Annotated in this window: 12 protein-coding genes; 8 read left to right on the forward strand and 4 right to left on the reverse strand. The window is 61.5% G+C overall.

The annotated features are described in order from the left end of the window. Window positions 1-557: 557 nt before the first annotated feature. Window positions 558-830: a hypothetical protein gene (locus tag ACTG4J_RS11970; protein WP_439139803.1), complete on the reverse strand. Its 273-nt coding sequence runs from the start codon at window positions 828-830 to the stop codon at window positions 558-560. Between the two features lie 959 nt (window positions 831-1,789). Between ACTG4J_RS11970 and ACTG4J_RS11975 the strand changes: the two genes are divergently transcribed. Continuing rightward, a complete protein-coding gene (locus ACTG4J_RS11975) occupies window positions 1,790-2,281 on the forward strand; it encodes a cytochrome b (protein WP_439139805.1) in 492 nt (163 codons plus the stop codon). Here the strand turns inward: ACTG4J_RS11975 and ACTG4J_RS11980 are convergent. Together ACTG4J_RS11980 and ACTG4J_RS11985 are read right to left on the reverse strand one after the other, a co-directional pair. Next, window positions 2,278-3,039: an alpha/beta fold hydrolase gene (locus tag ACTG4J_RS11980; RefSeq protein WP_439139807.1), complete on the reverse strand. Its 762-nt coding sequence runs from the start codon at window positions 3,037-3,039 to the stop codon at window positions 2,278-2,280. The genes ACTG4J_RS11975 and ACTG4J_RS11980 overlap by 4 nt on opposite strands. Window positions 3,040-3,105: 66 nt before the next feature. After that, window positions 3,106-4,017, reverse strand: a complete 912-nt coding sequence (locus ACTG4J_RS11985) for a pirin family protein (RefSeq protein WP_439139808.1) — start codon at window positions 4,015-4,017, stop codon at window positions 3,106-3,108. A gap of 155 nt (window positions 4,018-4,172) precedes the next feature. Between ACTG4J_RS11985 and ACTG4J_RS11990 the strand changes: the two genes are divergently transcribed. Beyond that, window positions 4,173-4,697, forward strand: a complete 525-nt coding sequence (locus ACTG4J_RS11990; protein WP_439139810.1) for a hypothetical protein — start codon at window positions 4,173-4,175, stop codon at window positions 4,695-4,697. Window positions 4,698-4,700: 3 nt separating this feature from the next. Here the strand turns inward: ACTG4J_RS11990 and ACTG4J_RS11995 are convergent, their stop codons facing one another. Beyond that, window positions 4,701-6,128 carry a Glu/Leu/Phe/Val family dehydrogenase gene (locus ACTG4J_RS11995; RefSeq protein WP_439139823.1) on the reverse strand — a complete coding sequence of 476 codons (1,428 nt, stop codon included), beginning with the start codon at window positions 6,126-6,128 and terminating at the stop codon, window positions 4,701-4,703. 258 nt (window positions 6,129-6,386) lie between these two features. Between ACTG4J_RS11995 and ACTG4J_RS12000 the strand changes: the two genes are divergently transcribed. From ACTG4J_RS12000 to ACTG4J_RS12025, 6 genes are all read left to right on the forward strand, one after another. Continuing rightward, complete coding sequence (locus tag ACTG4J_RS12000) at window positions 6,387-8,015, forward strand: pilus assembly protein TadG-related protein (RefSeq protein ID WP_439139812.1); 1,629 nt, start codon at window positions 6,387-6,389, stop codon at window positions 8,013-8,015. A gap of 12 nt (window positions 8,016-8,027) precedes the next feature. Continuing rightward, window positions 8,028-8,591: a TadE/TadG family type IV pilus assembly protein gene (locus tag ACTG4J_RS12005; protein WP_439139814.1), complete on the forward strand. Its 564-nt coding sequence runs from the start codon at window positions 8,028-8,030 to the stop codon at window positions 8,589-8,591. 12 nt (window positions 8,592-8,603) lie between these two features. Continuing rightward, complete coding sequence (locus tag ACTG4J_RS12010) at window positions 8,604-9,185, forward strand: TadE/TadG family type IV pilus assembly protein (RefSeq protein WP_439139816.1); 582 nt, start codon at window positions 8,604-8,606, stop codon at window positions 9,183-9,185. A 90-nt stretch (window positions 9,186-9,275) separates the two neighbouring features. Further along, window positions 9,276-10,529: a sarcosine oxidase subunit beta family protein gene (locus ACTG4J_RS12015; RefSeq protein WP_439139818.1), complete on the forward strand. Its 1,254-nt coding sequence runs from the start codon at window positions 9,276-9,278 to the stop codon at window positions 10,527-10,529. A 15-nt stretch (window positions 10,530-10,544) separates the two neighbouring features. After that, window positions 10,545-10,814 (forward strand): sarcosine oxidase subunit delta, encoded by a 270-nt coding sequence (locus tag ACTG4J_RS12020; protein ID WP_439139820.1) that lies wholly within the window; start codon window positions 10,545-10,547, stop codon window positions 10,812-10,814. Then, window positions 10,804-11,512: 2Fe-2S iron-sulfur cluster-binding protein (locus ACTG4J_RS12025; protein WP_439139821.1), on the forward strand; the 709-nt coding region annotated here is incomplete at its 3' end. The genes ACTG4J_RS12020 and ACTG4J_RS12025, both read left to right, overlap by 11 nt.

An 11,512-nucleotide genomic window follows, 5' to 3' on the forward strand; every position in this document is an offset into this window, starting at 1 on the left:
AGAAGAAATCAGCGCAAAAGTCAGAATAGGATAACGCAGGATTTGGGCTATTTCAAGCTTATCGCCTATTTGGGAGCCTGGGAACATTGATGATCGCTTCGGGATCCGCTGCAATAGTATTTGAGCGAGGCTCAAGGACGAAAATATTACCATGCGATTTCGAAGGGACTGTAGTTTCGGCGCGACTAAACCTGAGCGATATAGCCGCAATTGAGTCCACGATCGAATCCATCGTGAGAGACGCGGCAGAAGTAAAAGCAAGAATTGGAACTAAGAGCGTCGACCTAGGCTCAGTGCAGACTTACCTAGGACTTGACCTAGATCCGTAGTATGGAGTTCCACCCCACCATCCCCCACCACCACCCACACACCCGCGTGGGTTTCACCCACCCTACATCCCCAATTCCAACCCCGGCACATACCGCCCATCCCGATGCGACCCGCGAAAACGGCCAATCCTCCGGCCGCGCGACGAACCCGTGTTTCACCTTGGGGCTCCGCCCGTCCTTCCCCCGAAAGGTCCACTGGACCTTTCGCCGGGTTTCACCCGGTACGGGTCAGGACCCCCTCACCGCCTCGGGATGCGCGGCGAGGAACCCGTGCAGGAGCGCAAACAGCCGCCGCGCCTCGGCCACATCATCGGCGTGAAGTGCGGCGCGGATATCCTCGCACAGCATCCGGTTCAGCGCTTGTGGGCCGCCATGTTCGTGCATCAGGCGCTCGATCTCCGCCACCGCGGCCTCTTCGGTCACATGTTCATGGGCGGCGACCTGCGCGATCTCGGCGCGGGTCAGGCTGCACATATCCTCCATATCCTCGAGCGAGATCATCTTTTTCCCCTTTAGCGTGATTCTCTCAGCCTTGCATGCGGGCCGCAGACAGGGGTTGATGGGCGTCAAACGGGGGGATGTACGCGGTGTGTACGGGCTATGCGGGCGGTTTTTCTCTTCGCAGCTGCAGAAAAACGCCAAAAAATCGTGACCGCGCGCGATACCGTCCAAACCGCTGATCCACGGCCCGGAATCGCGCCGCACTCACCGAGAATCCACGATTTCCTCCACAGGAAAATTTCATGCTGCACTGCTTCATGCTTGCGCGACTCGGGGGTGTTTGAGACCTTTTGATCACCGCAGAGGGTAACCGAAGCGGGGCGCGACAGGCCCGGTGGCCAAAGGTGAAACGCAGCGGAGACTCGTGCTTCGCAGACGACGCCCGACAGCCGAACGGACTGGGGTATGCCGGGGTAAATGATCTACGGATCAAGGACTTGGGCGGACTACCGGACGGGACGGACAGGTGGCGCGCTGGATTGGCCAGACCTTCGGGGATGGGGAATTCGGTGGCCCGTGCGGGTGGTCCTAGACCACGCGATACGGGAAGGTAGACGGGGTCTTGCGGCCACGGATACCGGGATCGGGTGATCTTGCGATCGGTCGGTTCTAACAGGGCAAAACGTCCTTCGGGACGCTGGTCCGAGAGAAGGCGTCAGGCAATGCGAAGACCGCGTCTAAGCACCTGACGTCTTCATCTTTTTCACAATGCCGCATCGCAGAAAATTAAAGGGCGAGGCCGACCCGAAAGCCAACCCCGCCCCGCAATGCGACCGCGTCGTACGCACCTGTACCACCGCATCTACGGTGTCCGACCCCGTGCTGCAACAAAATATGGGGTCATTCGCGCCAAATCGGCCGATGCTTGCAAAGCCGCAACATGATGTGTGCATCGGCGCAGATCGCAAAGCCACACATGACATGGTAGCTTTTCACATCTTTAGCGGGAGTGGCGCGCCATGACACAATCAAAAGGCTACAGCAGGCTTCAAATCATCCTTCATTGGGTGGTCGCGGTCCTCATCGTGTTGCAATTCGTCCTGCATGAGGGGATGGCGGAGGCCTATGACATCGCTACCGAGACCGGGATATACGCGTTTTCCGCCCCGGTGATCGGCCATATCGCAGGCGGCGCGGTGATCTTGCTACTAGCCTGTTGGCGGCTGATCTTGCGCCATGATCGCGGCGCCCCACCCCCACCCGAGGGCGAGCCCGAGATTTTTCGCAAGGCCGGGCATCTGGCGCATTTGACGCTTTACGCGCTGTTGATCGGCTTGCCGATCACCGGGGCCTTGGCATGGGGCGGCCGAATGGAAGCCGCAGGCGAGGCGCATGAGCTGCTCAAGAACCTGATGATCTTGCTGGTGCTGGCCCATATTGGCGCGGTCATCGTGCATCAGCGCGTCTGGAAGACGGGTATCCTCAAGCGAATGATGCGCGCGCAGGATTAAACGCCGAAGAACGCAACGATCGCGGCTTCGAATTCGCGCGGGCGGTCGGCATGCAGCCAATGGCCCGCGCCGGGGATCTTGGCGAATTGCGCCTTGGGAAACAGGGCCTTGATCGCCGGGCGGTGGTCGGGTTTGACGTAATCTGACAGCGCGCCCGACAAGAACAGCGTCGGTCCGTCAAAGCTGCCGACCAGATCAGGCCAGCCCAAGATCGCGGGCATGAAGCGTTCCAACGCATCAAGGTTCAACCGCCAGGCCCGCCCCTTCACATCCAACGATTGCAACAAGAAAGCGCGCACCCCTGCGTCCGAGACATGGCCGGCCAGTTGCAGATCCGCGTCACGACGGGTTTCGATCAAGGATAGATCGACCGCGCGCATCGCGTCGATCAGGTGCTTTTGGGTGTGCCCATAAGCAACAGGTGCGATATCCGCCACGATCAAGCGTCGCACAAGGGTGGGGTGCGTAAGAGCCAGCGCCATCGCCGCCTTGCCGCCCATCGAATGGCCCAGCACATCGGCCTGTCCGCCATGGGCGGCGATGACTTGGGCCAGATCCTCGGCCAGATCGGGGTAGCTGTGGTTACCCTCCCAAGGGCTGTCGCCATGGTTACGCATATCGACGGTCACGACCCGCCGCCCCTGATCGGACAGGCGGCGCGCGATCACACCCCAGTTGCGCGCCGAGCCGAACAGGCCATGCGCGATCAAGATGGGCGGGTGGGTGCTATCTTCACCCATGGTGACGGTGTTCAGCATGACTGAAGGCATAGGCCAAAGCCGGGGGCGATATCCAGCCCCGCCATGGCGGGACCGGGTCTGGTTCTAGTGGGCGGGCTTGATGAAGGTGCCGTTGCGCAGGTCGCGCATGGCTTGCTGCAACTCGTCTTGGGTATTCATCACGATGGGCCCGTGCCATGCGACGGGTTCTTCGATCGGTGCGCCCGAGATCAGCAGGAAACGCACGCCATTGGGCCCGGCCTGCACCGTCACCTCGTCGCCCGTGCCGAAACGCACCAGGGTGCGGTCGCCCGACATGTCGCGAATGTTCAACTCTTGGCCCATCACCTCTTTCTCGAGCAGCACCCCTTGCGGGCGCGAGGCATCGGCGAACGCCGCCTGCCCCTCGAAGATATAGGCGAAGGCGCGGCGGTAGGTGTCGATGCGAAAGGTCTTCTTCACGCCCGCAGGCATGGAGATATCAAGATATTGCGGATCAGCGGCGATCCCGTCGACGGGACCGCGCTTGCCCCAGAATTCGCCTGTGACCACCCGCACATGGGTGCCGTCATCATCGGTCACCTCGGGGATTTCGGCGCCCTGAATATCTTGGTAGCGCGGCGCGGTCATTTTCTGGCTGCCCGGCAGATTGCCCCAAAGCTGGAAGCCATGCATCTGGCCCTTGGCGTTTCCAAGCGGCATTTCCTGATGCAAGATGCCCGACCCGGCCGTCATCCATTGCACCGATCCCGGCCCAAGACGGCCGCGATTGCCCAAGCTGTCGGCATGTTCGACGGTACCCGCCAGCACATAGGTGATGGTTTCGATCCCGCGATGGGGGTGCCACGGGAACCCGTCACGATAGAACATCGGGTCGTCATTGCGGAAATCGTCGAAGAGCAAAAACGGGTCCAACTCGGTCGGATCCTGAAAGCCGAAAGCACGGTGCAGATGCACGCCCGCACCCTCCATCGTGGGCTTGGCGTGGCGCGTTTCCAGAATGGGACGGATCGACATGGTCGTGGCACTCCTCATTGTCTCGCGAGGTGATGTAGCGGTCGCGGCGCGCGCGGCAAAGGGGGATGCGCACACCGTCACTGTGCAGGGATGCGCAAGTCTCGCCAAACACCGCGCGACGGGGTATGGGGCGGTCAAGCAATAGGCGAGACATGATGCCCAAACGCAAAGATCCCGATCCCAACGAGGTGCTGGCCACCATCGATCCGCATCCGGTGCGGCGCGTCTTTACCACGGGGGTGCTGGGGATGTTGGGCTTCATCTTGATCTATGTCGCCGCTGCGACCCCACCCGCCGATCTGGTCTGGCTGGCCTTTCTGGTAATCCTCGGGATCGGATCGCTTTATCTTGCATGGCAGGTTTGGATTGCGACCGCCGTGACGCTGGAATTGACCCGCAGCGCGCTACGCGAGGCAGGGGGGAGGGTGATTTTCGAGCTGGCCGAGGTTGAAAGCGTCGACCGCTCGGTCTTTGCCTTCAAACCCGCAGGCGGGTTTCTTGTCAGGCTCAAGGCTCCCACGACACGTGGTCGCGTCTATGCGCCCGCGCTATGGTGGCGGTCGGGGCGGCGGGTGGCCGTGGGTGGGGCAACAGCGGCACACCAAGCCAAGCCGGTGGCCGACCTGATCAAGATCATCGTGGCCGAGATGAATGGCGAAATGCCCAAGCGGCCAGGCTGAGGTCTAGATCCCCTTGGCCTGATAAGCCTCGGCCACGCGGCCGATGGAGACAAGGAAACCAGCGGTGCGCAGGTCGTTGACGCCATCATGCTGCCACCAGACCTCACGCATGGATTGGTAAGCCGCGCGCATCGTGTCGTCGAGGCCCGAGCGCACCAGTTCCAGCTCGCCTGCGCCGCGCAGGTATTTCTCTTTGAAGCCCGGCGAAAGCGTCCAGTTGATCGAACTGTCGCGGCTGATGCGCTCTAGCTCATCGACCAAAAGCTGGTGGCGCGATTCTTCTTGGCGGCGCTGCATGCGGCCGAACCGGATATGGGACAGGTTCTTGACCCATTCGAAATAGCTGACCGTCACGCCGCCCGCATTGGCGTAAAGATCGGGGATGATAACGGTGCCTTTCTTGCGCAAGATCTCGTCTGCGCCGGCGGTGACCGGGCCATTGGCCGCCTCGATGATCAGGGGGGCCTTGATCGCGGCGGCATTATGCAGGTTGATCACCCCCTCCATCGCGGCGGGGATCAAGATATCGCAATCGGCCTCGAGCAGCCGCCCGCCATCGGCATGATAGGTGCCAAGCGGGCAATCCTTGACGCCGCCATTGGCCACGATCCATTCGCGCAGCGCCACGATGTCGAACCCGTCTGGGTTGGAGACCGCACCATCATGTTCGATCACATGGGTAATCTTGCAGCCATCCTCGGTGCTGAGAAACAGCGCCGCGTGATAGCCCACATTGCCCAAGCCCTGCACCACCACGCGCTTGCCGTCGAGCGTGCCGGACAGGCCCGCCTTGGCAACATCCTCGGGGTAACGAAAGAACTCGCGCAGCGCATATTGGACGCCGCGGCCCGTCGCCTCGACCCGGCCCTGGATGCCGCCCGCATGAATGGGTTTGCCGGTGACGCAGGCGCGCGCATTGATATCGGTTGTGTGCATGCGCGCATATTGATCGGCGATGATCGCCATTTCGCGCGGGCCGGTCCCCATATCGGGGGCGGGCACGTTCTGGGCGGGATTGATCAGGTCGCGCTTGATCAACTCATAGGCGAAGCGGCGGGTGATTTTTTCCAGCTCATCTTGGTCATATTCGCGCGGATCGATGCAAAGCCCGCCTTTGGAGCCGCCAAAGGGCGCCTCGACCAGCGCGCACTTATAGGTCATCAGCGCGGCCAGCGCCTCCACCTCGTCTTGGTTTACGGCCAGCGCATAGCGGATGCCGCCCTTGACCGGTTCCATATGTTCGGAATGGACCGAGCGGTAACCGGTAAAGGTGCGGATTTCGCCGCGCAGGCGCACGCCGAACCGCACGATATAGGTTGCGTTGCAGACCCGGATCTTTTCGGACAGTCCCGGCGGCATATCCATGAGCGCCGCAGCACGGTTGAACATCAAATCGACGGATTGGCGAAAACTCGGCTCGCCGGCATGCATTTGCATCACAAAACCTCCCCGCGCGCGGCACCCGCTTTTGGGCGCGGCAACACTTGGGCAAGCTAGCCACAGGCAGTTGCGCAACTCAACCCATGCAATGGCAGCGCTGTCGCCTCCCGGTCGATTGTCTCTGCTTCGCGAACGGAATTTCCCCGTATCGGCGTGATTGGGCCATATTTTCGCCGCGCTTCGCAGACATTCAAACCCTCGGCCCACTGTGTCCGAAGCACGGGCTACGAGTTGTCAGGAGTTGAACCAATGCGCCCCTACGAAGCAGAATGCCTCGTTCAACAAGCCGCCGCGCGGATCTTGCGTGACATGCCCGCGCGTTTCATTCAGCGCGAAGATGGCACCATCACTGTTTTTGCGACGGTCATCTTCGTCTTGATGATCGGCGTGGGTGGTATCGCCATCGACCTGATGCGCTACGAGGCACAGCGCACGCAGCTTCAATATACTTTGGATCGCGCGGTTCTGGCCGCCGCCGCATTGGACCAAGAACGCCCTGCGCAGGAAGTGGTGCAGAATTATTTCGAAACCGCGGGACTTGGAAATTACCGCCTGCGCGTCACGGTCGATGACGGGATCAACGCCCGCCGCGTGACGGCCTCGGCAGAGATGGAAATGAACACGCTGTTCATGCGGCTTTTCGGACAGCGCGTTCTCAGCTCACCCGCAGCGGGGGCCGCCGAGGAACGCATCCCCAATATCGAGGTTTCGCTCGTCTTGGACGTATCGGGCTCGATGGAGGGTACGCGGATGACCAATCTCAAACCGGCGGCGCGTGATTTCGTGACGTCGATGCTGGCGGCCAATACCAACCCGACAGGGCAGCAATTCGTGTCGATCTCGGTCATTCCCTATAATGGCCATGTCAATGTGGGCACCACGCTAAGCTCGGTCTATGCACTCAGCAATTTGCACAACTATTCGCGCTGTTCGCGTTTCGAATGGAATGATTTCACCGTCTCGGGTCTTGACCCGGCGGTGCCGATCCAACGGATGGCGCATTTCGACATCGTGACGGACTCATGGGTTGACGCGGTGCCGGAACCGCGCTGCCCACGCGATGACACAGCGGCGATCATCCCGTGGTCAAACAGCGAAGGCGATATGCACCAGCTGATTACCAGTCTTGAAGCAGAGGGTTCGACCGCGATCGATGCCGGCATGCGCTGGGCGGTCGCACTGCTCGACCCGATGGCGCGCCCGGCGCTGAACGGGCTGACCACGAACGGCACGGTCCATACCGACTTCACCGATCGCCCCGCGGAATATAGCGACAATGACACCATCAAGGTCGTCGTCATGATGACCGATGGCGAGAATACCGCCCAATACGATGTGACCTCGGCTTATCGCAACGGCCCCAGCCCCTTTTGGCGCGATCCCGATGATGGCGATTTCTCGGTCTTCTACAGCCAGTGGAACATGTTTTGGCAAGAGGATGCCAAGCTGTGGCGCTCGTTCCCCGATGGCGGTGGCAACAACAATGCCATCCGGTTGGACTATGCCGATCTGTGGAACCACATCCCGGTCCGAGAGGTGCGCGAAGACCTGTTCAACTCGGATGCATGGGCAGGCAGCGCTTCTTGGCGGCGTAGCGCCGTGGAAGCGATGGGCGCGCAGTATGACTTCTGGGATATCCTCGACGAATACGTCTGGGACGATGAGGCGGATCGGCGCTTGCGCGAAATCTGTAACGTGGCGCGCGCCAACGACATCGTCGTGTTCTCGATCGCCTTTCAGGCACCCGCGCGCGGGCAAGCGGTGATGCGCCACTGCGCAACGACGGATGCGCATTACTACGAGGTGCAAAGTGCTGACATCTCGGACGCCTTCACCTCGATCGCGCGCACGATCAACCAACTGCGCCTTGTGCAATGAACGTGGTGTGGCATGGGTAAGTTCATCGCGACACTTCGCCATTTCATCCGCGACGAGCGGGCGACATCGACGATCGAATTCCTGATCATGTTCCCCGTGATCATGGCGCTCTTCGTCGCAGTGTTCGAAACCGGGGTGATCTTGTCGCGTCAGGTATTGATGGAACGTTCTTTGGAAGAGGCGGCACGCCTGTTGCGGCTGTCGCGTGAGATCGTGGACCCCGTTACGGGCCAAAGTCGACCGCCCAACGCCGACGATATCAAGATCGCGATTTGCGACAATACCCGCGCGATCAAGAATTGTGAGAGCGTTCTGGTGGTCGAATTGACCGTCATCGACCGCATGACCTATGCGATGCCCGCAAACGGGGTGGCCTGTGTCCGACGCGACGATCCGAGCGTGGTGCCGTTCAACACCTTCGATCAGGGCGCGGGCAACCAGCTTGTGCTGATGCGGGCATGCGCGGTGATCGACCGGATACTGCCCTTCTCGGGTTTTGGCCTGAACCTTGCGCGCGACGATAGCGGCGGGCTGCACATGGTCGCGGCCTCGATCTACGTGAACGAGCCGAATTGAGGGGTGGACGGGATGCTTGCCAGACTTCTTCGCCAATTCCGATCCGACGAGCGCGGCGCTTCGGTCTTGGAGGCCGTGATCATCACCCCGGTGCTGATCTGGGTCTATGTGGGCAGCTTCGTCTTCTTCGATGCGTTCCGCACCTATAGCAGTTCGGTCAAGGCGACCTATGCGGTGGCCGATGTGATCTCGCGGCAAAACCAGACATTGACCGCCTTCGACATGGAGGGGTTCGCCGATATCTTCACGACGATGGTGCGCAACAACGGCAATGCGCGTATGCGCATGACCCAAATCGTCTATGATGAGCCCAACGACGCGATGAGTGTTGAGTGGTCTTACGCGACCAATGGCGAAGCCCGCTTGTTCACCGCGAACCTTGCCGATTTCGTTGGGCTCTTGCCCGATATGTCGGATTCCGAGCGGTTGGTTTTGGTTGAATCCTTCATCCCTTACACGACAGCTTTCGACATGGGCATCGATGCGGTGACTTTCCGCAATTTCACCTTCACCCGGCCCCGTACCGGCCAGGTGCCGTTCAACGGGGCGATCACCACCGCGCCGAGCATGCCGGGCATTACCAATGAAGGCTGAGCAGTCGCGCCCGTGATCTGCCGTGTCGCAGGCGGGCTTTTCTTTCATCCCCCGACAACGGATAGTGCCCCCGAGGGAACGGGGAAAACCATGCGCTATTCAGGCTTGCAGGTGCTTGCACAAGGGTTAACCGGAAACCGGGGCTGGCGGCCTGCTTGGCGCGATCCCGCGCCCAAGGACGAATACGACATCGTCATCATCGGCGGCGGCGGCCATGGGCTGTCCACGGCCTATTACCTTGCGCGCGACCACGGGCTGACCAACATCGCGGTCTTGGAAAAGGGCTATCTTGGCGGCGGTAGCGTAGGGCGCAATACCACCATCGTGCGCGCCAACTACTTCCTCGAGGGGAATTCGCAATTCTACTCCCATTCGCTCAAGCTCTGGGAAGGGCTCGAGGCCGATCTGAACTACAACGTGATGCATTCGCAGCGCGGGCTGATCAACCTGTTCCATTCCGACGGGCAGCGCGACGCCTTCGTGCGGCGGGGCAACATGATGATCAACCAAGGCGATGACGCGATCCTTCTGGACCGCGAGGGATGCCGCAAGCTTTTGCCTTATCTCGATTACGAGCAGACGCGCTTTCCGATCTATGGCGGGCTTTATCATCCGCGCGGCGGCACGGCACGACATGACGCGGTGGCCTGGGGCTTTGCGCGAGGTGCCGACCAGCGCGGCGTCGATCTGATCCAGAATTGCGAAGTGACGGGGATCGACATGGAAGCTGGCCGCGTGACCGGCGTGCAGACCTCGCGCGGTGCGATCCGGGCCAAAAAGGTCGGCATCGTGGTGGCGGGCCGCTCAAGCCAAGTGGCGGCGATGGCGGGGATGCGCCTGCCGATTGAAAGCCATGTCTTGCAGGCCTTTGTCACCGAGGGTTTGAAGCCCGTGATCGACCATGTGATCAGCTACGGCATGGGGCATTTCTACATCAGCCAATCCGACAAGGGCGGGCTGGTTTTCGGCGGCGATCTGGATTTCTACGCGAGCTATGCCGCGCGCGGCAACCTGCCTATGGCCGAGCATGTGGCCGAGGCGGGGATGACCTTGATGCCGATGATCGGCAAGGCACGCACCCTGCGCAGCTGGGGGGGGATCATGGATATGTCGCCCGATGGCTCGCCCATCATCGATCGCACCCATATCGAGGGACTCTATCTCAACTGCGGCTGGTGCTATGGCGGGTTCAAGGCGGTGCCGGGATCGGGCAATTGCTTTGCCCATCTGATGGCCACCGACCGCCCCCACCCCGCCGCCGAACGCTACCGTCTTGACCGCTTCGCCACGGGCCGCGGCCTGATGGACGAAGAAGGCACCGGCAGCCAACACAACCTGCACTGAGGGGCGCAAGGACCGATGCAAATTCCCTGCCCATATTGTGGCCCGCGCGATATCCGCGAATTTACATGCAAGGGGGCTGCGGTGACGCTTGATCGCCCCGCCGCCGATGCGTTGCCCACGGTTTGGCACGACTATCTTCACCTGCGCGACAACCCCGCCGGACCCACGCGCGAGCTGTGGTATCATGGCGGCGGCTGCGGTGCATGGCTGGTCGTAGCCCGCAACACCGCCACCCATGCGGTGCAAGGCGCGACACTGGCATCGGAGGCGCGCCATGCGGGTTGAGGGGCGCGGGCTGATCGACCGGACCACGCCCGTCAGGTTCAGCTTCGATGGGCGACAGGTCACGGGCTACGCGGGCGATACCATCGCCTCGGCGCTCTTGGCCAAGGGCGTCAAGCTGATGGGACGGTCCTTCAAGTATCACCGCCCGCGCGGTGTGCTGACCGCCGGGTCGGAAGAGCCCAACGCCCTGATGCAGATCGGCACGGGCGACGCGATGATCCCCAACACGCGCGCCACGGTGCAGGAGATTTTCGACGGGCTGGTGGCGCAAAGCCAGAACCATCTCGGCCCGCTGGATCGCGACCTGATGGCGGTCAACGACTTGCTCTGGCCGTTTCTGGGGGCGGGGTTCTACTACAAGACCTTCATGTGGCCGCGCGCATTCTGGGAAAAGCTCTACGAGCCGGTGATCCGCCGCGCCGCGGGGCTTGGGCAGATCACGCGCAATGCCAGCCCCGAGCATCACGAAAAGGCCTTTGGCTTTTGCGATGTGCTGGTGATCGGCGGCGGCCCTGCGGGGTTGATGGCCGCGCTGACAGCCGCAAAGGGGGGTGCCGAGGTCATCTTGGCCGAGGAAGGCACCCATCTGGGCGGGCGGCTGTTGTCGGACAGCCAGCAGATCGACGGGCTGGATGCATCCCTCTGGATCGCGACTATGCACAAGGCGCTCAGCGCCACGGGAAAGGTGCGCATCATGA

Source organism: Roseicyclus sp., assembly GCF_965662675.1.
GTDB lineage: Bacteria > Pseudomonadota > Alphaproteobacteria > Rhodobacterales > Rhodobacteraceae > Roseicyclus.

Excerpts from the sequence above, each read along its gene's own strand:
- ACTG4J_RS12020 (WP_439139820.1), top strand. The coding sequence starts at position 10,545 with ATGCAAATTCCCTGCCCATATTGTGGCCCGCGCGATATCCGCGAATTT.
- ACTG4J_RS11980 (WP_439139807.1), bottom strand. The coding sequence starts at position 3,039 with ATGCTGAACACCGTCACCATGGGTGAAGATAGCACCCACCCGCCCATC.
- ACTG4J_RS11990 (WP_439139810.1), top strand. The coding sequence starts at position 4,173 with ATGCCCAAACGCAAAGATCCCGATCCCAACGAGGTGCTGGCCACCATC.
- ACTG4J_RS12005 (WP_439139814.1), top strand. The coding sequence starts at position 8,028 with ATGGGTAAGTTCATCGCGACACTTCGCCATTTCATCCGCGACGAGCGG.
- ACTG4J_RS11975 (WP_439139805.1), top strand. The coding sequence starts at position 1,790 with ATGACACAATCAAAAGGCTACAGCAGGCTTCAAATCATCCTTCATTGG.
- ACTG4J_RS11995 (WP_439139823.1), bottom strand. The coding sequence starts at position 6,128 with ATGCATGCCGGCGAGCCGAGTTTTCGCCAATCCGTCGATTTGATGTTC.
- ACTG4J_RS12015 (WP_439139818.1), top strand. The coding sequence starts at position 9,276 with ATGCGCTATTCAGGCTTGCAGGTGCTTGCACAAGGGTTAACCGGAAAC.
- ACTG4J_RS12000 (WP_439139812.1), top strand. The coding sequence starts at position 6,387 with ATGCGCCCCTACGAAGCAGAATGCCTCGTTCAACAAGCCGCCGCGCGG.
- ACTG4J_RS12010 (WP_439139816.1), top strand. The coding sequence starts at position 8,604 with ATGCTTGCCAGACTTCTTCGCCAATTCCGATCCGACGAGCGCGGCGCT.
- ACTG4J_RS11985 (WP_439139808.1), bottom strand. The coding sequence starts at position 4,017 with ATGTCGATCCGTCCCATTCTGGAAACGCGCCACGCCAAGCCCACGATG.
- ACTG4J_RS11970 (WP_439139803.1), bottom strand. The coding sequence starts at position 830 with ATGATCTCGCTCGAGGATATGGAGGATATGTGCAGCCTGACCCGCGCC.